The following is a 21,026-nucleotide window of genomic DNA, read 5'->3' on the forward strand; positions in this document are numbered from 1 at the left end:
CAATCGATGATAGTCACCTATAATTGGTTAAAAGAGTTTGTAGATTTTCAAGATTCTCCGCAGCAACTTTGTGACCGCCTCACTATGGTCGGCCTTGAAGTTGAGGCCTTAGAAGAGATCGGTGGTAACCTGGATTCAGTCATCGTTGCCAAGTTAGAATCGGTTGAGCCGCATCCAGACGCAGATCGACTCACTGTCTGTCAGGTGAATACAGGTCAAGAGGTGGTTCAGGTTGTCTGTGGTGCGACAAACCATAAAACCGGTGATCTTATTGCTCTGGCTCAGCCAGGTTCAGTTTTACCGGGTGATTTTAAAATTAAAAAATCGAAAATCCGCGGTCAGGTTTCGCAGGGGATGCTTTGCTCTGAAAAAGAGCTCGGTATGGCAGCTGAATCTCCTGGTATTATGATTCTTGCTCCTGAACTAACCTTGGGGGAACCTGTTTTTTCAGCCTTGGGGCTGAAAGATTATCAGATTGAAATCGGCCTTACCCCCAACCGTCCAGACTGTCTGAGTGTTGTTGGCATTGCCCGCGAAGTTGCCGCTCTGAGTCAACAAAAACTGAAGTTGCCATCGTCCGAAATTGAAGAAGGTAACGGTCAGATTCAAGACCAGGCTACTGTCATTGTTGAGAATTCTGAGGGTTGTCCCCGTTACGCTGCGCGCATGATTAAGGATATCAAGATTGGTCCATCTCCTGACTGGATGGTGCGTCGTCTGCAAGCGGTGGGAATGCGGTCAATCAATAATGTCGTTGATGTGACTAATTATGTGATGATGGAGCTTGGTCATCCTCTGCATGCTTTTGACTTTCGCTACCTGGATGGTGGAAAAATTATTGTCAAAAATGCCCAGCAGGGTGATAAATTTATTACCCTTGATGAAAATGAGCATACCCTGAGTGCTGAAGACCTGATGATTTGTGATGGTCAGCGTCCAGTCGCTATGGCCGGAATTATGGGTGGACTCAATTCTGAAGTCAAAGATGATACCAACACCGTTCTGCTTGAGGCGGCTTATTTCAAGCCGACGATGATAAGACGCTCCAGTAAACGTAATGGTTTGCACACTGAATCATCACATCGCTTTGAGCGCGGTGCTGATATTGACATGATCCCTGTTGTCCTTGATCGTGCCGCAAGTTTAATTGCTGAATTGGCAGACGGTCAGGTTGTCTCAGGCGTTATCGATTGCTATCCACAACCGCTTAAACCCATTGAGATTGAATTAAGCGCAGATAAAACCCGCAATCTTCTTGATATTGACATTGACCGCAACGAGATTCAAAGATTGTTAGAATCTATCGGCCTGAAGGCTGGGGCTGGCAGTTGTTCCGATTGCCTGCAGGTCAAAGTCCCAAGTTTTCGACCCGATATTGAACGTGAAGTCGATCTCATTGAAGAAATCGCCAGACTCTATGGTTATGATCAGATCCCAGTCACGATGCCTGTGGGGGCAGTTGATGCTAAATTACCGTCATTACGTCAGCTGCTGCAGAAAACCCTCCGCCAATCCATGGTTGCTGCCGGTTTTTCTGAAGCGATAAATTATTCTTTTGTTGCGACTGATAGTATCAGTAAGATTGGTATCAGCGATCAGGATAGTCGTTCTACCCAGGTTAAAATACTCAATCCTCTATCAGAAGATCAGGCGGTTATGCGCACCAGTTTGGTGCCGAGTCTTCTGGAAACAGTCGCAAAAAATTTGAATTACCGTAGTTCTGATTTACGGTTGTTTGAGCTGAGACCAGTCTTTTTGACTCAATCTTCTGATCAGAGTGTTGAAAAGCTGTCATTAACCGCTGTGATGTCTGGTCAACGTGAACCGGAAGGTTGGTCACAAAATTCACAGGCTGTTGATTTTTATGACATCAAAGGGGTCGTTGAAGCTGTTCTGTCTAACGCTCATATCGAAAATGTCGCTTTTGATCCGCTCGTTTCGCAACCTTATCTGCATCCGGGCAAATCGTGTCAGTTACGGTTGGGGGATCAATCCCTTGGTTTTGTTGGTGAAGTTCATCCGGAAATATTACATAAATTCGGGATTGAACAGCCTGTCTATTTATTTGAACTTGATGTTGAGACAGCTATTTCGGTGGCTGGCCAACACGCCCAGTTCAAGCCCCTGTCTAAGTTTCCTGACGTCAAACGTGACAGCGCACTTCTTCTGGATGAATCCATATCAGCAGAACAGGTTATGGATGTTATCAATCAGAGTAAGGTGCGATTTGTAGAAAGTGCCTCCATTTTTGATCTCTACACGGGGAAAGGGGTTCCTGCCGGGAAGAAGAGTCTAGCCATCCGCGTTTGTTATCGTGATTTGGAAAAAACCTTAACGGAATCAGAAGTCACCAAGTCTCATGACAAGCTGATTCGTTCCTTGTGCCATCGGTTAGAAGCAGAAATTCGCTAAATGAACTTGCAGCAGTTTGGGCAGTATGGTATAAATCCTGAAAAATCAGATAGATAGTTGGCTCCATAAAGCCCATGAAAATCATAAGTAGGAGGGATCATGACCAAAGCAGATCTTATTGAAAGTGTTTACCTGACAACCGGTTTTTCGAAGAAAGAATCAGCTGCCATTGTTGAGATGGTTTTTGACTTGATGAAGTCGACCTTGGAGAATGGTGAAAAAATTAAAATTGCTGGATTTGGTAATTTCGTTGTCAAAGAAAAAGCATCCCGTCGAGGCCGAAACCCTCAGACAGGGAGTGAAATCGAAATCTCAGCCCGTAAAATTTTAACTTTTAAGCCGAGCCAAGTGCTTAAAGTTGCTATTAACGAAAACTCTTAATGACCTACTGAGCGGAACTGGTGCCACAGATACCTGATAAGCTCTATTTTAAGATCGGCGAAGTTGCGGCCCTTTTGCAACTTAAAACCCATGTATTACGTTATTGGGAGACAGAATTTACTCTGTTGCAGCCTGTCAAAAGTCGATCAAATCAACGCCTCTACAGGCGTAAGGATGTTGAAACAGCCCTGTTGATTAAAGAGTTACTTTATCAACAGGGTTTTACTATTGCCGGCGCTCGTAAGAAGTTAAATGCTGACAAACAGTTGGGCTTACCGCTAACCGTACGGCAATCAAATGAAGATATTTTAGCTGAAATCAAAGCCGATCTGGTTCAGTTACGTAACTATTTATTAGATCCTCCTCCCCCTTAATTATGAGTATCAGTGTTAATTCTAGTCACTAACGATGATGGCGTTCGCTCTCCGGGACTGCGTGCTCTTGCCTTGGCTCTTGGGGAAATTGGTGATGTTGTCGTTGTTGCCCCAGATCGAAATCGAAGCGCGGTTGGTCATGCCCTAACTTTGGACCAACCCTTACGTGCAGAAGAGATTAAGACTGATGTATTTGCTGTCGACGGGACACCCACTGATTGCGTTAATTTAGGCATTCATGGCCTCTTGTCGCAACGGCCCGATCTGGTTGTTTCTGGTATTAACGGTGGGCTTAATGTTGGGGATGATATTTCTTATTCTGGGACCGTTTGTGCAGCATTAGAGGCAACGTTAATGGGTTTGCCAGCCTTTGCAATTTCTCTTGATACCTCAGGGTGGAATAAGACCGATCTCAGTGTCGCAGCACAGTTTGCGAAAAAACTGGCGCTAGATATTATCAACCACGGCTTGCCAGAAGAGACCTTTCTTAATGTGAATATCCCTCGTGGTGGATGTTCCGGGGTCGAATTGACTACTCAAGGGAAACGCAAATATAGCGAAACAGTGATCGTTAAGGAAGATCCTCGTGGACGTAAATATTACTGGATTGGTGGAACCGAAGCCGGTTTCGTAGATCTTTCCGGTAGCGATTGCAATGCTGTTCAGCGTGGTTTCATTTCTGTGACCCCTGTCCGGACGAATATGACCCATGAAAAATCTTATATTGTTATGCAACAAAAGTTGTTCGATTGTCTGAAGGATAATGCTTGATGGATTTTACAGTTGCACGGCGGCGCATGGTTGAACAACAGATCGCTGCCCGCGGGATTACTGACCCACGGGTTCTTTCCGCAATGTTAACAGTCCCCAGACATCTGTTTGTTGGGACGGGATTACAGAGTCATGCTTATAGTGATGCCTCTCTGCCAATCGGTGAAAAACAGACAATCTCTCAACCCTATATGGTCGCCGTAATGACCGCAGCTCTTGAATTAAAAGGGGAGGAACGGATACTTGAGGTCGGTACGGGCTCAGGATATCAGACCGCAGTTTTGTCCCGATTGGTGAAGCGGGTTTATTCTGTTGAGAGGATTCCCATCCTTGCTAGTCGTGCTCGTAAAGTTCTTGATCAGTTACAGATGAGTAATATTAATATCAAAGTGAGTGATGGCACCGTTGGTTGGCAGGATCAGGCCCCTTTTGCAGGAATTCTCGTGGCCGCTGGTTCTCCTGATGTTCCTAAAAACTATCTTCAACAGTTGGATGTCGGTGGTAAATTAGTGTTGCCTGTTGGTGATCAGCAACACCAGGTTTTAACCCGCATCATCCGTCAGGAAGACGGTACTTTCAAACGGGAACAATTGATGGATTGCCGTTTTGTCCCTCTCATTGGTGAGCAGGGATGGCTGTCTGATGCAGTGACTTAATGGATAAATAACATGACAATCCTGCGGCGACTATATGATTGGGTCCTTTCATGGGCGCAGACTCCCTATGGCGTTTTCGCACTTGCTATCCTTGCCTTTGCTGAAGCCAGCTTTTTCCCCGTACCCCCAGATGTGCTGTTGATGGCCCTTGCTCTGTCCATGCCGAAAAAAGCTTATCGCTTTGCTTTGATTGCTACGATTGGCTCTATCGTCGGTGGAGCCCTTGGCTATCTTATTGGATGGGGATTATGGGACAGCGTCGGTCCCTATTTTTATCGCTATGTCCCCGGTGTAACAGTTGAGGGTTTTGATCATATTGGTAGCCTGTTTAACCTCTATGGCTTCTGGATTATTTTTGCAGCTGGATTTACCCCTATTCCATATAAAATATTTACGATTGGCGCTGGGGTGTTTAGTGTCAATTTCCCAGTTTTTATGCTGGCCTCTTTGGTGGGGCGAAGTTTGCGATTTTTTCTGGTGGCTGGGATGTTCTATTATTTGGGCAAGCCTGCACGTGAATTCATTGAAAAATACTTTAATCTTTTGTCTATCTTAGCGCTCCTTGTTATGATTGCGGTCATTCTTCTGTTTAAATTTTATTATTAGCGTCAACATTGGTGGTTAAGGATGCATAAATTTTCTTCGACAGTCTTGCTGCAGACCGTGAATTGTGTGAGGAAAGTTGGTGTGATGTCTTTGCCCTTGTTCATGACTCTTATTCTCCTCCTGAGTGGATGTGAAGCTGGGATATATCATACTGTAAGACCAGGACAAACCCTTTATCGTATCAGTCGTACCTACAATGTTGATGAAGGCTACCTTGCCCGGGTTAATGGCATTGGTGACCCATCACAAATTGCCATCGGCACCCGGATCTTTGTCCCCGGAGCGCAACGGGTATTGCCGGTTCAGGTTGTGAAAACCAAAACCATCAGTCAACCCAAGCAAAAGACAACCACAAAAGTCACTAAAAAACCTGCTCAAACAAATAAAAAGCCTGTGGTGGTCACGCAGAAAAAAACGACTATCAAGAAAAAACCAACTTCTTCGATCACTCAAACTAAATCTTCTAAATCAAAAGCGACTTCACTGAAGAGACTCCAATGGCCTTTGCGAGGCAAAATTGTCCGCACTTTTAGCAAGCAAGCCACAGCTGGCGGTGGCAAAGGGATAGAGATAGCTGTCCGCAGTGGTAGTGATGTCAGCGCCAGTGAAGCAGGGAAGGTCATTTATAGTGGCGATGGCGTAAATGGTTACGGATTTCTGGTGATTTTACAACACGAAAATGATTTGTTTACCGTCTATGGATTCAACCAAAAAAATCTTGTACACCAGGGTGATTTTGTCAGTAAGGGCGAACGTATTGCCTTAAGTGGTGCTCCGCCTTCGGGAGGGAAGGCGAGGCTCCACTTTGAAGTGCGCAAAGGGAAGATAGCTGTAGATCCGCTTCAATATTTGCCTTGATGTTTCTTCAACATTGGATGAGTATTCAATATCAGGTTTGCTCGTTATGGAGGTGGTCATGGATAAGTTTAGTGTAAAAGAGGGGAGCACGAGTTGTGATGACGAATTTGATGAATTTCTTGAAGAACAGCCGATTGCTCAAACCAGTCCGCAGAAAAACTCTGAAAAAACCTACGCTTCTGCTACGGACCAGGGAGCAACAGATGCCATCAAGCTTTATCTGAAGGACATTCAAAAAAGCAAGCTCTTGACCGCTGAAGATGAAAGAGAGCTTGCAGGACGCATTGCTAAGGGGGATAACGCCGCCCGTGAGCGGATGATTGAATCTAATCTGCGCTTAGTCGTTAAAATTGCGAAACGTTATATGAATCGTGGGCTCCCTTTTCTTGATTTGATTGAAGAGGGGAACATGGGGCTGATCAAAGCGGTTGAAAAATTCAAAGTGAGCAAGGGGTGCCGGTTTTCAACCTATGCGACCTGGTGGATTCGTCAATCGATTGAGCGTTCTATTGTTAATCAGAGTCGAACGATCCGTTTGCCAGTTCATGTTGCAGACGACATCAACAAATTGGTGAAGGTCAGCAGAGAGTTGGTACAAAAGCTGAAACGTGAACCGGAGGTTGACGAAATTGCTGCTGTCATGGGGGTCGAAGTCAGTTATGTGCGGAGAATGCGGCTTCTGGTCAAAAAAACTTATTCTATTGAGCATCCCATGGGAGAAGGTGAAGGGTATAGCCTGATCGACACCATTGAAGATTTAAAAGCGGTCGACCCTGAAAATAAAATTGAGGACCTGGACCGTTATAGTCATGTTCAGGAGTGGATGAATGATCTCAATGAAAATGAGCGTGAAATATTGTCCCTCCGTTTCGGGCTTGGAGATCGCGATCCACAGACATTGGATTTTATCGGTAAAAAATTTGGGGTGACGCGTGAGCGTATTCGTCAGATCGAAGCTAAGAGTATTGCAAAGTTAAGAAAATTCATGGAAGGTCATCTTCCAGATGACAGTTAACAATAACGTTTTTTTGGAGTGTAAAAATGGATCAACTAAAGCAAATTATCCGGGATATTCCTGATTTTCCTAAAAAAGGGATTATTTTTAAAGATATTACTACCCTACTTGCGGATGCAAAGAGCTTTCACCGGATGGTCGATCTCATGGCTCATCGCTATATCGGTGCAAAGATAGATCAGATCGTCGGGATTGAAGCCCGTGGTTTTCTGTTAGGTTCTGCTCTGGCCTATAAGTTGGGGACTGGTATCACCTTGGTCCGTAAGCCCGGTAAACTCCCTTTCCAAACTAGCAGTGTCAGCTATGATTTGGAATACGGTCGTGACACCCTGGAGATCCATAAGGATGCCTTTAACCCCGGAGACCGGGTCATCATTGCTGACGATTTGCTGGCAACGGGGGGGACGATGGCTGCTGTCGTTGAGTTGGTCAGGAATAATGGGGGCGTCATCCACGAATGTGCTTTTATGGCTGAGCTTGAGTTTCTGCAAGGCCGAAGAAAGTTGCCAGAGGGGATCGTTTATAGTCTGTTAAAGTTTTAATTTATCCAATTATGAGCGCAAAGAACTTGTCAAAATAAGTTCTCTACGCTATAAGCATCCGCACGGCCCCGTAGCTCAGCTGGATAGAGCGGCACCCTCCTAAGGTGATTGTCGGAGGTTCAAATCCTCCCGGGGTCGCCAATTTTATTGCTAAGTCATAATTTGTCCTATGACATTTCGTCTCAATTTATGATATTTTATTTGTCCCTTCATGTTTAGGGATGCGCTATCTTCATACCACTCTCCAGTTTCAAATAAAACAGTAGATAAAGAAGGAAAGTAATCCAATAAATGACTGGGCATATTATTACATCAAAGATAAATTCTGCTTATTGTATTCAATTAAATCGGTCAGAGAAGAAAAATGCCCTAACTGCTGAAATGTACACAGCGATTGCTGAAGGAATTCAGCATGCAGATGCTGATGACAGTATCAGTGCGACTATTTTGTACGGCGTTGAGGGGTGTTTTACCAGTGGTAATGATCTGTCAGGATTCCGAAATGGCCCCGCAGCGAATCGGATTTATCCCCATAATATTTACATTGATGCTTTACGCCATGCGCGAAAACCTGTCATTGCTGTTGTCGATGGGATTTGTTTGGGGATTGGCACGATCATGCTGTTCCACTGTGATTTTGTTTACGTGAGTCCGCAAACACGTTTCTCCTTGCCCTTTGTTAATCTGGGCCTCTCTCCTGAGGGGGGAACCAGCTACATTTTGCCGCATTTGATCGGTTACCAGAAGGCAGCAGAAATCATCTTGCTTGGTGAACCTTTCGGAGCCGAATTGGCAGAGCGAATCGGGCTGGTGAATGAAATTGTTGCTAGCGACGGTTTAATGGGGCGCGCTCTTGATGTTGTAGAAAAACTTGCGAGTAAGAATTTGCAGGCCGTTCTTGCTGCTAAAGCGTTGCTTAAGCGTGGGATGGACGATGCCGTCACAACAGCTCTTGCGCGTGAACTTGATCTGTTCAACGAACGGATGGAAACGCCAGAGGTCCGTGAAACGATCAACAGTTTTTTTAATAAGAAAAGGATTTAAAGATTATCTGAGAATTCAGTCTCAGGGTTGTTGATTTGTTGCTCTGGCTGTTTTTGCTGAACACTCTGATTGACACTCTGGTCTGATATTGCTATAAAAATCGGTATCCGGGCGGTTAGCTCAGCGGGAGAGCATTCGCCTCACACGCGAAGGGTCGTCGGTTCAATCCCGACACTGCCCACCAATAGAAAATAAGAGGTTAACCAGCGGTGGTTAGCCTCTTTGTGTTTGGACGGGAAATAATAGATGAACGATCCTGAGAAAGAAATAACACCATTAACGATTGATGATTGGGGTTTGACTGATTATCGGCTTGCTTTCGATAGACAGACAGAGATGGTGACTGCAAGGTTGTCTGGTCGAGGGGCTGACACCCTAGTGTTTGTTGAGCATCCAGCAACTGTCACCCTCGGGCGGCGCGCAACTGAAGATGACCTGCATCTTAGTGAAAAAGGATTTTCAGAGCGTGGAGTGACGTTGCAAAGAATTAATCGAGGGGGCTTAGTCACTGCTCATGAACCCGGTCAACTGGTGGTCTATCCGCTCATCGTTTTAAAAAAGCATGACCTGCGTTGGTATGCGAACCGTTTTTTGCAGGTTGTTATCAGCCTCCTTGCTGATTATGGTGTTGTCGGATATCTCAAAGATGGGGAACCTGGTGTTTGGGTTAATGGTTGTAAAATCTGTAGCTTTGGGATTGCTCTGAAGAAATGGATTTCTTCCCATGGAATTGCTCTGAATATTAATAATTCTCTGGATACATTTACCATGATAGTCCCATGTGGCCGTCCTGATGAAGTGGTCACGTCCTTAGCTCGCGAGTTGGGACGACCCGTTGATATGGCTGAAGCAAAGAAACGCTTCAGTAAGCATTTTTGTCAAGCCTTCGCTTATGAAGAAAAATAATCCTTGGTTTTAAGAATATTAGAAGGAGATTGCTATGCGCTGTCATGAAGTCGATTATGAAATCTATGGTGATGATATGCAGATGGTTCAAATAGAACTTGATCCAGCCGAAACCGTAGTTGCTGAGGCTGGAGCTATGACCTATATGGAAGAGGGTATTGCTTTTGAAGCCAGAATGGGTGATGGCTCTGAACCAGATCAAGGTTTGTTTGGAAAATTGCTTGGAGCAGGAAAGCGTGTCCTCACGGGGGAATCCATCTTCATGACTCATTTTACTAACCAGGGCAGAGGGAAGCAACATGTTGCCTTTGCAGCTCCTTATCCCGGAAAAATCATCCCTCTGGACCTTGCCTTGATCCCCGGTGGTGAAATCCTCTGTCAAAAAGACTCCTTTCTCTGTGCTGCATATGGTACTCAGGTTGGTATTGCTTTTCAACGTCGTCTAGGAACCGGTTTTTTCGGTGGTGAAGGATTTATCCTGCAACGGTTGAACGGCGACGGAATGACCTTTATGCATGCCTGTGGGACCATTATTGAGCGCCAATTGAATAATGAAACTTTACGTGTCGATACCGGTTGTCTGGTCGCTTTTGAGCCCAGTGTCGAATACAGTATTGAGCGGGCTGGAAATCTGAAGAGTATGTTTTTTGGTGGTGAAGGATTATTTTTGGCAACTTTGCGAGGGACCGGGCGTGTTTGGCTGCAAAGTCTACCATTTAGCCGTTTGGCTGATCGTATTATCGCCCATGCACCCAAAGCTGGTGGTTCACAAAAAGGTGAAGGATCTTTGTTAGGTGGAATTGGCCGCATGCTGGATGGTGATTAACTAAGAAAGAGGGGCTCTGATGAATGATTTAGCTGGAAAAACGCTCTTTATCACTGGAGCAAGTCGCGGGATTGGTTTGGCCGTTGCTTTGAAGGCCGCATCCCAAGGAGCTAATATTGTTATCGCTGCGAAAACATCGTCTCCGCACCCTAAGCTTCCAGGGACTATATTTACCGCAGCAGAGGAGGTTGAAAAAGCAGGAGGGAAAGCTTTACCGCTGGTTGTCGATATCCGTGAAGAATCTCAATTGTCTGCCGCAGCTACCACTGCAGCAGAAACCTTTGGTGGTATAGACATTTTGATCAATAACGCCAGCGCCATTTTCCTGTCAGGGACTCTCAATACTCCGATGAAGCGTTTTGATCTGATGAATCAGGTCAATGTCCGTGGGACTTTTCTTGCGAGTCAGGTGTGTCTGCCCCACCTTCTAAAGTCAGATAACCCGCATATCCTCACATTCTCGCCACCGTTAAATTTAAATCCCCGTTGGTTTAAAAATCACACCGCCTACACGATGGCGAAATATGGGATGAGTATGACAGTTTTGGGGCTGTCAGCAGAATTTTCTGAACAGGGGGTTGCCGTCAATGCCTTATGGCCAAAAACTGTCATCAATACGGCAGCTTTGGCAATGCTCGGTGGTTTGGTTGATCCACAAAAATGTCGCACCCCTGAGATTATGGCAGATGCTGCTTGTGCGATCCTGTGTCGTGATAGCCGTACTTGTTCTGGTAACTTTTTTATCGACGAGGATGTTCTGCGGGGACAAGGGGTGACGGATTTTAGCCCTTATGCTGTTGCTGATGGGAATCAACTTTACCCTGATTTGTTTCTTGACTAATTATTTAGGCACTTCCTTTGTCTATGTTTGTTGTGCTAAAATAATTATTTAAAATTAATCTCCAAGGAGCTTTGCATGACGACTAACTTTAAAACCGTAGTTGAGTCCATTAAAGATCTGCCACCGATGCCCGCGGTTGCAGTTAAAGTTATCGAACTATTGAATGACCCCAATGTTAACTATGAAAAACTAGGTGCTGTTATTTCCAGTGATCCCGCTGTTTCAGCGCGGATGTTAAAAGTCGCGAACTCAGCCTTCTACAGTATGAAGCGACAGATAAAAACGTTGGAGCATGCCATTGCTATTGTTGGTGAGCGGACCCTACGGAGTCTGGTATTAGCCGCAAGCCTCGAAGGTATGAATAAGTCGTATGGTTTGTTGGAAAAATTACTTTGGGAAGACTCTATCGGTTGCGCTATTGGCTGCCGTATTCTGGCTCGTAAATTTGCGTCAGCTGATCCAGAAGAGGCCTTTCTGGCTGGTTTGTTTCGCCACCTCGGGAAAACCGTGATGAATTATAGTGATCCGAATGCTTACCGTTCACTGGCTGAAGCGGCCTATTCTGAGAATATCAGTACCACCGAATTAGAAGGACGATTCTTCCCTTATGCACATGCCGTTGTTGGTGCAGCGGTTTTGGATAAGTGGAACTTTTCCCGCTTTCTGGTGATGTCAACATTGCATCATGAAGACTTACAAATCTCTCTGGATGATGAAGAACGGGGTGAGGAGCTTTTACGTCTGACAGCAACGGTCAATCTTGCTGGACATATTTGTCGTAAGCTGGGAATCGGTCAGCGACAACCTGATGAAGAACTTAATTTGGCCAATTGTCATGGCGCAAAAGCACTGGGTTTGAACACAGATGAGGTTGAACTGGCACTGGTTGACGTTGAACAGGTGTTTAAAGAAAATCGCGATTACTTTATTGGCTGACTCAATTGTGGCTGATCCTGTTCATCAGCTTTATATAATCCGTTTGTTTGCACTATGGGGAGGCTTTTTGCCTCCCTTTTTATTTAAACCACTGCTATGATCTGCGCTATGAAAGAACGTCTCGATAAATTATTGGTGCAACGTGGATTGACTATCTCACGCGAACGGGCCCGTGCCTTAATTCTTGCAGGTAAAGTCATTGTTGATGACCACCGGATTGATAAGGCTGGTACGCAGGTACAGAATGACGCTGATGTTCGTATCAAGGGGGACGATATCCCCTATGTTTCTCGTGGTGGGTTAAAGCTGTCGAGAGCTCTTAGTGAATTTTCCATTGATGTGACCGCTAAAATAGCGCTCGATGTCGGTGCCTCGACAGGTGGTTTTAGCGATTGTTTACTTCAACATGGAGTCAAGAAGGTTTATGCTGTTGATGTTGGCTATGGACAGCTGGCGTGGAAACTACGGGAAGACCCCCGTATTATCAATTTGGAACGATGTAATATCAGATATTTGCAGCCTGATCAATTGGAAGATGTTCCTGCTCTGGCAGTGATAGATGCATCTTTTATATCACTTGAGAAAATTTTGCCTAACACTTTGAACTTACTTGCCCTGGATGCTGAAGTTGTGGCCCTGATTAAACCTCAATTTGAAGTTGGTAGGGGGCGGGTTGGTAAAGGTGGTGTGGTAAAAGACCAGCAGCAGCATACAGAAGTTGTTGAGCAGATCTGTCGCTTTACTCAAGACCTGAACTGCACTGTCTTGGGAGTCACTGAAAGCCCAATTTTAGGTCCTAAAGGAAATCGTGAATTTCTTATCTACCTGAAAAAAAACAGCTAATATAATTCGAAGAGCAGTTTATACGCTGCTTTTCAATTAGATATCGGTTTAAATTTTTGTTATTATTATCCATAACAATCAAAGGAGATCGTGATGAGTACTGATTGTCTGTTTTGTAAAATTATTGCCGGGGAGATCCCGGCAACTGTCATTTATGAAGATACTCTATTGTTGGTATTCAGAGATATCAATCCTCAAGCCCCGCATCATTTTTTGATTGTTCCTAAAAAACATATTGCCACGACACTTGATTTAACCGCCGAAGACAATGAGTTGGTTGGTCATGTTTATCAAATTGCCGGAAAGATTGCCCGCGATTCAGGTTTTGCCGCAGATGGTTTCCGGGTTGTCAATAATTGTAACGATGCCGGCGGACAAACCGTTGGGCATATTCATTTTCACCTCCTCGGTGGCCGAAACATGACTTGGCCTCCAGGTTAATCACAATGTAAGAAGGTTTTATGCAGGAATTTGACGTTCATACTGAACAGCGATTGATGAATGATATCATGGAGTTATTGGTAACTCATTATGGTGCAGAGCTGTCTGAGGATGATTTGGATCACGAAATTGACAGGGTTGAACAGGCCCTGAGTGATGCTCGATTTTCACATCGGGGGCAGATGCGAAAGTCGGGGGAACCCTATATTTTTCATCCGTTACGGGTCACCCACTTAGCCGCACGGCACTGGATGGATTTTCCGTCGGTCATCGCCGCGTTACTTCATGATGTTGTCGAAGATACACCTGTTACTTTGGAGGATGTGCGGGGCAAATACGGGGAGGAGGTTGCTCAGCTTGTTGATGGTTTAACTAAAGTCACATCAAATATAATGACGCGCGAGGACTTAAAGAAAGAGACCTATAAAAAGACCTTGCTTGTCGCTATCGATGATATTCGGGTCTTGTGTCTCAAGTTTTGGGATCGAATTGATAATCTCAGAACCATAGACGCGTTGCCTCGACAGAAGCAAAAATTGATTGCTGAAGAAACGCGCATGGTCTATGTCCCACTGGCTCAACACTTGGGGATGGGATATGTTGCAACTGAATTGGAATCTCTTTCCTACTCTCTCCTTTATCCTCGTCGTGCCATCCATTATAACGAAACAATTGCCACGCAAAAACATGACAACATTGATTTCTTGCGCAAGGTTCGTGCCCGTATCATGAACGCTTGTGAACAGCAGAAATTAGATGTCGGTATGAAAGATCGCTGGCGCTCTTTTTCCGTGGTCTCCGGGCGCTCTCAGCAACGAGGTTTCTCATCGTTGTACACTCTTGAGGTTCAGGTTGATCGTATTATGGATGCATATCTGTTCCTGGGGATATTGCATGGCTTGTTTCCCCCGATTCCTGGGAAAATACGTGATCATCTCAATTTAACCTCGCAGCATGGTTACCAAGCATTAAAAACCACAGTCCAAGCTGACGAACACCGGATGCGGGTCGAAATTACAACGCGTAAACTCACCCGTTTTAACGAGTCCGGAGTGCTCGCTCCAGGGTTCAAATTCCGGCATAAAAATTTCAGCCATCTCATCCGTTCACTCATGGATGGTGAATCTGCTTTTGATACCGAATCATTACGTTTGGCTTCGGCAACAATTCAGGTTTACACGCCACAGGGAGATGTTCAAACGCTTCCGGAAGGAAGCAGTGTCCTTGATTTTGCTTTTGAGATCCATGATTCCCTCGGATTACATGCCAGACGTGGGCAAATCAATGGTCGTACCCGGCAGCTAAAAACTAAGTTGCTTGATGGCGACCAAGTCGTTGTCGAGACTTCAGAGACCCCTGAAGTTCTACCCAAGTGGCTTGAATGGGCGGTGACCCCGCGGGCACGGAATAGTATTCGTCGCTATTTGCGTAATAAGGTTCGCTCTTCCAAATCAACCCAATGAAGGATTCTTTGTGAAACGACTGTTTTTATTCAGCTTAACGGTTCTGATTCTGGTTTCATCCCAAAGTTTTGCAGGTCAGGTGAATGCCTTTATTTATCACCGCTTTGGTGAAACTCGCTATCCTTCCACCAATATTTCTGCTGATATTTTTAGTCAACAGCTTGATTTTTTAACCCAGAGCAAAATTGAGGTTATTACTCTTGGTGATGTTGCTAACCATTTGATCCAAAAAACAGCCCTGCCAGAACATGCCGTTTCCCTTTCTATTGATGATGCTTATCGCTCTTTTTATGATGTTGGAATGCCAATTATTCGCCGTTATGGATTTCCCGTCACATTATTTGTCAATACTGATGCTGTTGGCACCTCAGGATATTTGAGCTGGAGTGAACTTAAGGAACTTTCTGTTGAAGGAGTTGAAATTGGTAATCATACGGCAAGTCATGCCTATCTTGTCGATAGGCAACAAGGTGAAACCTTCAATCAGTGGCAAGAACGGATTAAAAGCGATATTGAGCGAGCCCAACAACAGTTTGAAAAACATCTTGGTTTTCGGCCTGACCTTTTTGCTTATCCGTATGGTGAGTATTCGTCAGCGGTTGTAGAGATTATCCATTCATTAGGATTTAAGGCCGCATACGCCCAACAGTCGGGGGTGATTTATTCGCAACACAACCGCTTTATCCTGCCCCGTTTTCCGATGGGAGGACCTTATGCAACCGTTGCCGGTTTTCAAAGCAAGCTTGCCATGAAGCCATTGCAGGTGACCGAAGAGGATCCCTTTGATCCCGTTATGCAGGAAAACCCCCCTGTTTTATCCCTGCAGTTGCCAGGGGGAAAGGTTCATCCACAACAGTTTAATTGCTTTGTTCAAGGGGAGAATCACTGTTGGGTCGAGAGAGATGATAGCCGTGGTGATAATGGCTATAAAGTCGTTGCTGACCACCCTCTGGCTGGGAGAAGAAACAAATTCACACTGACTTTGCAAAATAATCAAGGCGAATGGCTTTGGTATAGTCACCTCTGGGTGAATACGCAAAAAAAAGAATAGTCGGCTTTGCCAGAGGATGATCCCAGGATTAACTGCTGGTACGCAGTTTCGCGCTGGCAAATCGGTTCAGATGGTTTGTCCTGATCATGACTTGCAGTTCTTTAACATAATCTGCGCCACGGGTTGAATAGCGGAGTAACCCTTCTGCTAACTGGGACCCTTTAAGGTCTGTTCCTGAATTTCTGCTGACAGAACGTAATTCTCTGAGTTGTTGATATGCCGGATGAGTATTCAAATTATGGAGGTAAGAACGGACGGAGTCATAAACCGTAGAAAACTTTTGTACCTCATAGGTTTCTCCCTCAGGGCGTCTTTCAGGGATAATTCCTTGACCTTGAACAAATGTCCATTCTCCAAAGAGATTGTTGGCAACTTGAGAAAACCGTGAAGTTCCCCAAGCCGATTCGTTGGCGGCTTGAGCCAAGGCAAGATCTGCAGGGATAATGTCAACGCGATTCAATAGCGCCTGAACGGCCTGCTTGGGGTGGAGTGGATTGAATTGGACTTTATAGCGTTTAGCCAGGATAGAAAGAGTTTCTCGTTGCGATGCGTCAAGAGATTTAGATGCCGATAAATGATCATCTATCATCTGCAATTGCCCTCTTTCAGCACGTATCTCATCGTTGGCAAGAAGCACCATCGGGAGGAGCGATTTGAAAAAGATTCTCTTTTTTTGCTTGCTGGATGTGATGGTATGTAAATCCTTCGGCAGGGTTTGCAGGATTAATGGTGGAACGCCTGTATCTAGAGCATCGATTTGATAACGATAGAGTTGGAATTCAGATTCCAGGTCCTTGTAAAATTGCTGACCTATAATTTTGATGTCAGGCCCTTGGTAGAGAGGGGCAATGCTGACAGTTGTTGTTGCTAGCAGCAGGCACAGGCCCAGCAATAGGTAAAGTCCAGTTTTCTTTACGTTAATTTTCTGCATAAACTCACTTGTGAATAGGTTATTTAGTTCATTTTCAGAAAAGCAGCGGCCTTTATATCTATGTTTATATATAAAGTCAACCGTCTTTCAGGTTAAAATCCCTTGTTTATTAGTGACTTAGATTATAGAAATAGTTAATCATACTGAGGAGGTTATATTGAAAACATATCGGCAAGAGTTGTTCTTTAATCTTTCAACCCGACGAGGATTTATTAATATTACCTCTCAGGTCGAAAACTGTCTGCGTGAGAGCGGAATTGCAGAAGGGCTTTTGTTATGCAATGCAATGCATATTACCGCGTCAGTTTTCATTAATGATGATGAATCGGGCCTCCATCAAGATTATGAACGTTGGCTAGAGGTTCTCGCTCCACACGAACCATTAAGCCTATATCGACATAATAATACCGGTGAAGACAATGGCGATGCTCACTTGAAACGGATGATTATGGGCAGAGAAGTTGTGGTTGCGGTGACGAATGGACAACTTGATTTTGGTCCTTGGGAGCAGATTTTTTATGGCGAATTTGATGGCAGACGCAAAAAAAAGGTGCTGGTTAAAATCATTGGAGAGTGACTCTTGCTAATTTTATATGCTAATATTTAGCGAATAATCTTAGTGTCTTGCAGTCGGGGAGATGAAAGTCTTCCTTTATTATTAAGATCTTTATCGATGACTGTTATATATTTTGCCAAAAGGAGAGGACTATGAGCTTAGAAGATGGTGTTTGTTATACTTATGAAGCAGCCCTTGAAAAAGCGATCGAAATGGAAGAGCAAGGATTCAGAAATTATCTTTATGCCATTGATGTTGTTGAAGATCGCCAGGCAAAAGCAATTTTGCGTGAAGCAGCTATTGAAGAATTAAATCACAAGCAGCGGCTGGAGATGGCTCTGCTTGATGGTCATGATAAAAATGCGGCAGGATTACAAGAAGAGATGCCCTCTATGAATCTGAATTATGTATTTGATCAAAAAGAAATAGCGGCTGATGCTGATGCACGGACAGCTCTGGCGCATGCCATCTATCTGGAGAAATGTGCGGTGGATTTCTATAAGAGGTTGATGAGTGGTTGCGAAGGTGCTCCTATGGGGGGGTTGTTCAAGCGTTTGTTAGCTGATGAAACCCGACACCTCGGAAGCCTTGAAGATCTTTATGAAAAGTATTTTTTAACAGAAAATTAATTATTTTAAATTTTCCTTTGTTTTGATTTTGGCCCGGTCGATTGCTCGGGTCATTTTTTTCTTCTGCAATTTTATAACCTTCAGGCCGATTTGTTGAACTATCACCATGTCTTGCTATAATTGCTCTAAAGCTGAGTTTGTTTCCTTTGGAGTCTTTATGAATGCTGATTTAGTGAAAGCAGTGTTCGCAACATACGTCGTCGGTGTCGCGCTGATCCGGCTGTTGGACGACAGAGAATCACTTCGGTTGACAGCCATGAAGAAAATATGGGGTCGAAGTTACGGACTGATGCTTCATTTCTTGACAAATATTGCAATACCGATGCTCTTTGCGTTGGTTTTCTATTGCCGTGGGTTTGTGACGATGTCCACGCTTTAGTTTTTTTGATGGTTTGGATTCCGGGAGCTCATACCATAAAAATTTGGTTTGAGCTTTTTTGTTGTTTATCACGTAGCTGTTATGTTCTTTTGTAGCGCTTGACAAAATTTTTTGAGATTTTTATCTTTTTCATAGAAACACTATCAACACAAAATATAAGGAGTCAGAAAGAATGTCAGAAGAAATTGAAAAAGAAGAAGGTAGTATCTCCATTCACACGGAAAATATATTTCCAATTATCAAGAAGTGGTTGTACAGCGACAAAGATATTTTTCTGCGTGAGTTAGTATCTAACGCAGTTGATGCTATCCATAAAATGCAGAATGTTAATTTGATGGAAGGTTTGCAGATAGCTGATGAATATAAAGTCGACATCCATTTGGATAAAGAGGCCGGGACTCTGACTGTTGCTGACAATGGCATCGGGATGACAGCAGAAGAGGTGCGCAAGTATATCAATCAAGTTGCATTTTCATCTGCCGAAGATTTTATTGAAAAGTTTAAAGATCTCGAAGATAAAAACCAGATTATTGGTCACTTTGGTCTGGGGTTTTATTCCAGTTTTATGGTGGCTGATCATGTTGAGATCCGTTCACTCTCGTATCAAAAAGATGCTGAAGCTGTCCACTGGCAGTGCGAAGGAACAACGACTTATAGCTTGGAGCCAACAGACAAGAAAGAGCGCGGTACCGAGATCGTACTGCATCTAAACGAAGATGAAAAAGAGTTTCTAGATCCAGCATCTGTCAGTGAAATCTTAAAGAAATTTTGTAACTTTTTGCCGGTATCAATCCATCTTGAAGGGGAGGAGATTAACGATAAAAATCCTCTCTGGACAAAGAGTGCTTCTGAAGTCAGTGATGAAGAATACAAAGAGTTCTATCGGAAACTTTATCCTATGTCAGCCGAGCCGTTGTTCTGGATTCATCTGAATATCGACTTTCCGTTTAATCTTAAGGGGATCGTTTACTTTCCTCACTTGACCAATGAATTTGATGTCACTAAGAGCCACATCAACCTGTTCTGTAATCAAGTGTTTGTCTCCGATAATACTCCGGAATTGATCCCCGAATTCTTGACCCCATTACAAGGTTGTCTGGATGCCCCTGATCTGCCATTGAATGTTTCCCGGAGTTACCTCCAGAACGATCCTCAGGTGCGGAAGATCCGCGAAGTCATCAGCGGTCGAGTTGCTGCCAAGATTGTTGATTTGGCGAAAAAAGATCGAGAGATATTCGAGCCGATCTGGGAAGATATTCATTCCTTTGTTAAGTACGGAATGATGCGAGAAGATAAATTTTATGAAAAAGTAAAGGATCATGTGATTTATCGTGCAACCGGTGATGATGCGTATACGACACTACCGGAATATTTAGAACGTGCCAAAGAAAAGCACGAAAACAAGGTTTATTATGCCAACGATGAGGGTGCTCAAGCGACTTACTTGAAACTCTTTAAGTCGCAAGGGATGGAAGCGTTGATTCTTGACGCGATGATTGACAACCATTTTATTCAATTTCTTGAATCAAAGAATACCGATATTAAGTTTGAGCGGGTTGATTCAGATATTACTGAAAATTTGTTGGAAGCTGACCCGAGTCAGGAGATTGTTGAAGGTGCTGACAATAAAACCAAGGGCCAACGGATTGAGCAGATGTTTAAGGATAGCTTGGATATCAAAGGGTTGACGATCAGAATTGAAACTCTCAAAGACGACAGCGTTCCTGGTATGATTCTTTTGAATGAACAATCTCGCCGCTTTAAAGAGATGACCCGGATGATGGGGCAAGGCGCTGAGATGCCGGATATGTTCTCTGATCATACTTTGATGGTGAACACCGCAAGTCCAGCGGTGAATAAAGTCCTTAAACTTCAGGACGACGGTGACACTGAGACAGCGGCACTGCTCATTGAGCAAATCTATGATTTAGCTATGCTTTCACATCAGGCCATCAGCAAAGAACGGATGCCTGCATTTTTAGAACGCAGCGGTAAACTCCTTGGAATGATATAGAGTTAAAGAAATATTTAGCGATCGACTTAAAAAGCCGGGACAATGTTCCCGGCTTTTTTTAAATATCCAGTTGACCGGTTTGCCGTAATGCTTCGTAGAGAATGATTGAGGCTGAATTTGCCAGATTTAAACTGCGGACAGCAGGTTTAAGGATGGGGATCAATATAGCGTGATCGACTTCAGATTGGAGTAATTCTTCTGGCAGACCTAAAGTCTCTTTTCCGAAGACTAAAAAATCACCACAGTTAAAATCAGCATCGATGTAGGTTTTCTGCGCTTTTTTTGAGGTGTACCAGAAACGACCTTGAGGATATTCTTGCTGGAGATGCTGGAGTGAATTCCATAGGTGCAGTTTAACTGCTGGCCAGTAATCTAACCCCGCACGCTTCATGTGTTTATCATCAAGTGAAAAGCCCAGTTTACCAACAAGATGAAGATGTGCTCCTGTTGCGGCACAAAGTCGACCAATGTTTCCGGTGTTTGGCGGGATCTCTGGCTCTATCAGAACAATGTGAAATGGATCTTTTATTTTCATGGGGCGAAGGTATAGC

Annotated in this window: 24 protein-coding genes and 2 tRNA genes; 24 read left to right on the forward strand and 2 right to left on the reverse strand. The window is 44.2% G+C overall.

The features are described 5' to 3' along the window. Window positions 1-6 precede the first annotated feature (6 nt). The 20 genes from pheT (at window position 7) to BLU87_RS14205 (ending at window position 15,966) form a co-directional block, all read left to right on the forward strand. Window positions 7-2,412, forward strand: coding sequence for a phenylalanine--tRNA ligase subunit beta (gene pheT, locus BLU87_RS14110; protein ID WP_092349940.1), 2,406 nt, complete (start codon window positions 7-9; stop codon window positions 2,410-2,412). 99 nt (window positions 2,413-2,511) lie between these two features. Further along, window positions 2,512-2,793 carry an integration host factor subunit alpha gene (locus BLU87_RS14115; RefSeq protein WP_092349942.1) on the forward strand — a complete coding sequence of 94 codons (282 nt, stop codon included), beginning with the start codon at window positions 2,512-2,514 and terminating at the stop codon, window positions 2,791-2,793. 17 nt (window positions 2,794-2,810) lie between these two features. Beyond that, entirely contained in the window at window positions 2,811-3,167 is a 357-nt protein-coding gene (locus tag BLU87_RS14120) for a MerR family transcriptional regulator (protein WP_092349944.1), read from the forward strand. Window positions 3,168-3,179: 12 nt separating this feature from the next. Further along, complete coding sequence (gene surE / locus BLU87_RS14125; protein ID WP_092349946.1) at window positions 3,180-3,938, forward strand: 5'/3'-nucleotidase SurE; 759 nt, start codon at window positions 3,180-3,182, stop codon at window positions 3,936-3,938. After that, window positions 3,938-4,594, forward strand: coding sequence for a protein-L-isoaspartate(D-aspartate) O-methyltransferase (locus tag BLU87_RS14130; RefSeq protein WP_092349948.1), 657 nt, complete (start codon window positions 3,938-3,940; stop codon window positions 4,592-4,594). Before surE ends, BLU87_RS14130 begins: the two co-directional genes overlap by 1 nt. Before the next feature lie 12 nt (window positions 4,595-4,606). Then, window positions 4,607-5,200 carry a YqaA family protein gene (locus BLU87_RS14135; protein WP_092349950.1) on the forward strand — a complete coding sequence of 198 codons (594 nt, stop codon included), beginning with the start codon at window positions 4,607-4,609 and terminating at the stop codon, window positions 5,198-5,200. Window positions 5,201-5,284: 84 nt separating this feature from the next. Next, window positions 5,285-6,058 (forward strand): M23 family metallopeptidase, encoded by a 774-nt coding sequence (locus tag BLU87_RS14140; protein WP_245706586.1) that lies wholly within the window; start codon window positions 5,285-5,287, stop codon window positions 6,056-6,058. A 58-nt stretch (window positions 6,059-6,116) separates the two neighbouring features. Further along, window positions 6,117-7,073 carry a sigma-70 family RNA polymerase sigma factor gene (locus BLU87_RS14145; protein ID WP_245706575.1) on the forward strand — a complete coding sequence of 319 codons (957 nt, stop codon included), beginning with the start codon at window positions 6,117-6,119 and terminating at the stop codon, window positions 7,071-7,073. Window positions 7,074-7,099: 26 nt separating this feature from the next. After that, window positions 7,100-7,615, forward strand: coding sequence for an adenine phosphoribosyltransferase (locus BLU87_RS14150; RefSeq protein WP_092349956.1), 516 nt, complete (start codon window positions 7,100-7,102; stop codon window positions 7,613-7,615). A gap of 64 nt (window positions 7,616-7,679) precedes the next feature. Next, a tRNA-Arg gene (locus BLU87_RS14155) sits at window positions 7,680-7,756 on the forward strand. A 150-nt stretch (window positions 7,757-7,906) separates the two neighbouring features. Then, the gene (locus tag BLU87_RS14160; RefSeq protein WP_092349958.1) at window positions 7,907-8,659 is read left to right on the forward strand and encodes an enoyl-CoA hydratase/isomerase family protein; all 753 of its coding nucleotides are present in this window, start codon (window positions 7,907-7,909) and stop codon (window positions 8,657-8,659) included. A 109-nt stretch (window positions 8,660-8,768) separates the two neighbouring features. Then, window positions 8,769-8,843: transfer RNA gene (locus tag BLU87_RS14165), tRNA-Val, on the forward strand. A 62-nt stretch (window positions 8,844-8,905) separates the two neighbouring features. Next, window positions 8,906-9,565, forward strand: a complete 660-nt coding sequence (gene lipB / locus BLU87_RS14170; protein WP_092349960.1) for a lipoyl(octanoyl) transferase LipB — start codon at window positions 8,906-8,908, stop codon at window positions 9,563-9,565. A 28-nt stretch (window positions 9,566-9,593) separates the two neighbouring features. Further along, window positions 9,594-10,391, forward strand: a complete 798-nt coding sequence (locus BLU87_RS14175; RefSeq protein ID WP_175498409.1) for a TIGR00266 family protein — start codon at window positions 9,594-9,596, stop codon at window positions 10,389-10,391. A gap of 19 nt (window positions 10,392-10,410) precedes the next feature. Continuing rightward, window positions 10,411-11,232: an SDR family oxidoreductase gene (locus tag BLU87_RS14180; RefSeq protein ID WP_092349964.1), complete on the forward strand. Its 822-nt coding sequence runs from the start codon at window positions 10,411-10,413 to the stop codon at window positions 11,230-11,232. Window positions 11,233-11,307: 75 nt separating this feature from the next. Then, a complete protein-coding gene (locus tag BLU87_RS14185; RefSeq protein WP_092349966.1) occupies window positions 11,308-12,168 on the forward strand; it encodes an HDOD domain-containing protein in 861 nt (286 codons plus the stop codon). Window positions 12,169-12,276: 108 nt separating this feature from the next. Further along, the gene (locus tag BLU87_RS14190; RefSeq protein ID WP_245706577.1) at window positions 12,277-13,011 is read left to right on the forward strand and encodes a TlyA family RNA methyltransferase; all 735 of its coding nucleotides are present in this window, start codon (window positions 12,277-12,279) and stop codon (window positions 13,009-13,011) included. 93 nt (window positions 13,012-13,104) lie between these two features. After that, on the forward strand, window positions 13,105-13,452 hold the full coding sequence (locus BLU87_RS14195) for a histidine triad nucleotide-binding protein (protein WP_092349971.1): 348 nt from the start codon (window positions 13,105-13,107) through the stop codon (window positions 13,450-13,452). Between the two features lie 20 nt (window positions 13,453-13,472). After that, window positions 13,473-14,915: an HD domain-containing protein gene (locus tag BLU87_RS14200; RefSeq protein ID WP_092349973.1), complete on the forward strand. Its 1,443-nt coding sequence runs from the start codon at window positions 13,473-13,475 to the stop codon at window positions 14,913-14,915. Between the two features lie 10 nt (window positions 14,916-14,925). Further along, window positions 14,926-15,966 (forward strand): polysaccharide deacetylase family protein, encoded by a 1,041-nt coding sequence (locus BLU87_RS14205; RefSeq protein WP_175498406.1) that lies wholly within the window; start codon window positions 14,926-14,928, stop codon window positions 15,964-15,966. A 28-nt stretch (window positions 15,967-15,994) separates the two neighbouring features. On the opposite strand, the gene BLU87_RS14210 is transcribed toward BLU87_RS14205, so the two are convergent. Beyond that, window positions 15,995-16,897 carry a glucosaminidase domain-containing protein gene (locus BLU87_RS14210; RefSeq protein ID WP_092349977.1) on the reverse strand — a complete coding sequence of 301 codons (903 nt, stop codon included), beginning with the start codon at window positions 16,895-16,897 and terminating at the stop codon, window positions 15,995-15,997. Between the two features lie 157 nt (window positions 16,898-17,054). Here BLU87_RS14210 and BLU87_RS14215 point away from each other — a divergent pair, with 157 nt between their 5' ends. From BLU87_RS14215 to htpG, 4 genes are all read left to right on the forward strand, one after another. Beyond that, window positions 17,055-17,474 (forward strand): secondary thiamine-phosphate synthase enzyme YjbQ, encoded by a 420-nt coding sequence (locus BLU87_RS14215; RefSeq protein ID WP_092349979.1) that lies wholly within the window; start codon window positions 17,055-17,057, stop codon window positions 17,472-17,474. Window positions 17,475-17,605: 131 nt separating this feature from the next. Further along, window positions 17,606-18,082 (forward strand): ferritin family protein, encoded by a 477-nt coding sequence (locus BLU87_RS14220; RefSeq protein ID WP_092349981.1) that lies wholly within the window; start codon window positions 17,606-17,608, stop codon window positions 18,080-18,082. Between the two features lie 157 nt (window positions 18,083-18,239). After that, window positions 18,240-18,461 carry a hypothetical protein gene (locus BLU87_RS14225; RefSeq protein WP_092349983.1) on the forward strand — a complete coding sequence of 74 codons (222 nt, stop codon included), beginning with the start codon at window positions 18,240-18,242 and terminating at the stop codon, window positions 18,459-18,461. 172 nt (window positions 18,462-18,633) lie between these two features. Then, window positions 18,634-20,475, forward strand: coding sequence for a molecular chaperone HtpG (gene htpG / locus BLU87_RS14230; RefSeq protein WP_092349985.1), 1,842 nt, complete (start codon window positions 18,634-18,636; stop codon window positions 20,473-20,475). Between the two features lie 58 nt (window positions 20,476-20,533). Here the strand turns inward: htpG and BLU87_RS14235 are convergent, their stop codons facing one another. Next, complete coding sequence (locus tag BLU87_RS14235) at window positions 20,534-21,010, reverse strand: tRNA (cytidine(34)-2'-O)-methyltransferase (protein ID WP_092349987.1); 477 nt, start codon at window positions 21,008-21,010, stop codon at window positions 20,534-20,536. Between the last annotated feature and the right edge of the window lie 16 nt (window positions 21,011-21,026).

The organism is Desulfuromusa kysingii (genome assembly GCF_900107645.1).
GTDB classification, from domain to species: Bacteria; Desulfobacterota; Desulfuromonadia; order Desulfuromonadales; family Geopsychrobacteraceae; genus Desulfuromusa; species Desulfuromusa kysingii.

Bases quoted from the DNA above. Each gene is read 5' to 3' on its own strand.
- BLU87_RS14160 (WP_092349958.1), top strand. From the start codon at position 7,907: ATGACTGGGCATATTATTACATCAAAGATAAATTCTGCTTATTGTATT.
- BLU87_RS14115 (WP_092349942.1), top strand. From the start codon at position 2,512: ATGACCAAAGCAGATCTTATTGAAAGTGTTTACCTGACAACCGGTTTT.
- BLU87_RS14130 (WP_092349948.1), top strand. From the start codon at position 3,938: ATGGATTTTACAGTTGCACGGCGGCGCATGGTTGAACAACAGATCGCT.
- BLU87_RS14220 (WP_092349981.1), top strand. From the start codon at position 17,606: ATGAGCTTAGAAGATGGTGTTTGTTATACTTATGAAGCAGCCCTTGAA.
- BLU87_RS14225 (WP_092349983.1), top strand. From the start codon at position 18,240: ATGAATGCTGATTTAGTGAAAGCAGTGTTCGCAACATACGTCGTCGGT.
- BLU87_RS14185 (WP_092349966.1), top strand. From the start codon at position 11,308: ATGACGACTAACTTTAAAACCGTAGTTGAGTCCATTAAAGATCTGCCA.
- BLU87_RS14190 (WP_245706577.1), top strand. From the start codon at position 12,277: ATGAAAGAACGTCTCGATAAATTATTGGTGCAACGTGGATTGACTATC.
- BLU87_RS14195 (WP_092349971.1), top strand. From the start codon at position 13,105: ATGAGTACTGATTGTCTGTTTTGTAAAATTATTGCCGGGGAGATCCCG.
- pheT (WP_092349940.1), top strand. From the start codon at position 7: ATGATAGTCACCTATAATTGGTTAAAAGAGTTTGTAGATTTTCAAGAT.
- BLU87_RS14210 (WP_092349977.1), bottom strand. From the start codon at position 16,897: ATGCAGAAAATTAACGTAAAGAAAACTGGACTTTACCTATTGCTGGGC.
- lipB (WP_092349960.1), top strand. From the start codon at position 8,906: ATGAACGATCCTGAGAAAGAAATAACACCATTAACGATTGATGATTGG.
- BLU87_RS14140 (WP_245706586.1), top strand. From the start codon at position 5,285: ATGTCTTTGCCCTTGTTCATGACTCTTATTCTCCTCCTGAGTGGATGT.
- BLU87_RS14145 (WP_245706575.1), top strand. From the start codon at position 6,117: ATGGATAAGTTTAGTGTAAAAGAGGGGAGCACGAGTTGTGATGACGAA.
- BLU87_RS14135 (WP_092349950.1), top strand. From the start codon at position 4,607: ATGACAATCCTGCGGCGACTATATGATTGGGTCCTTTCATGGGCGCAG.
- BLU87_RS14235 (WP_092349987.1), bottom strand. From the start codon at position 21,010: ATGAAAATAAAAGATCCATTTCACATTGTTCTGATAGAGCCAGAGATC.
- BLU87_RS14200 (WP_092349973.1), top strand. From the start codon at position 13,473: ATGCAGGAATTTGACGTTCATACTGAACAGCGATTGATGAATGATATC.
- htpG (WP_092349985.1), top strand. From the start codon at position 18,634: ATGTCAGAAGAAATTGAAAAAGAAGAAGGTAGTATCTCCATTCACACG.
- BLU87_RS14150 (WP_092349956.1), top strand. From the start codon at position 7,100: ATGGATCAACTAAAGCAAATTATCCGGGATATTCCTGATTTTCCTAAA.
- BLU87_RS14180 (WP_092349964.1), top strand. From the start codon at position 10,411: ATGAATGATTTAGCTGGAAAAACGCTCTTTATCACTGGAGCAAGTCGC.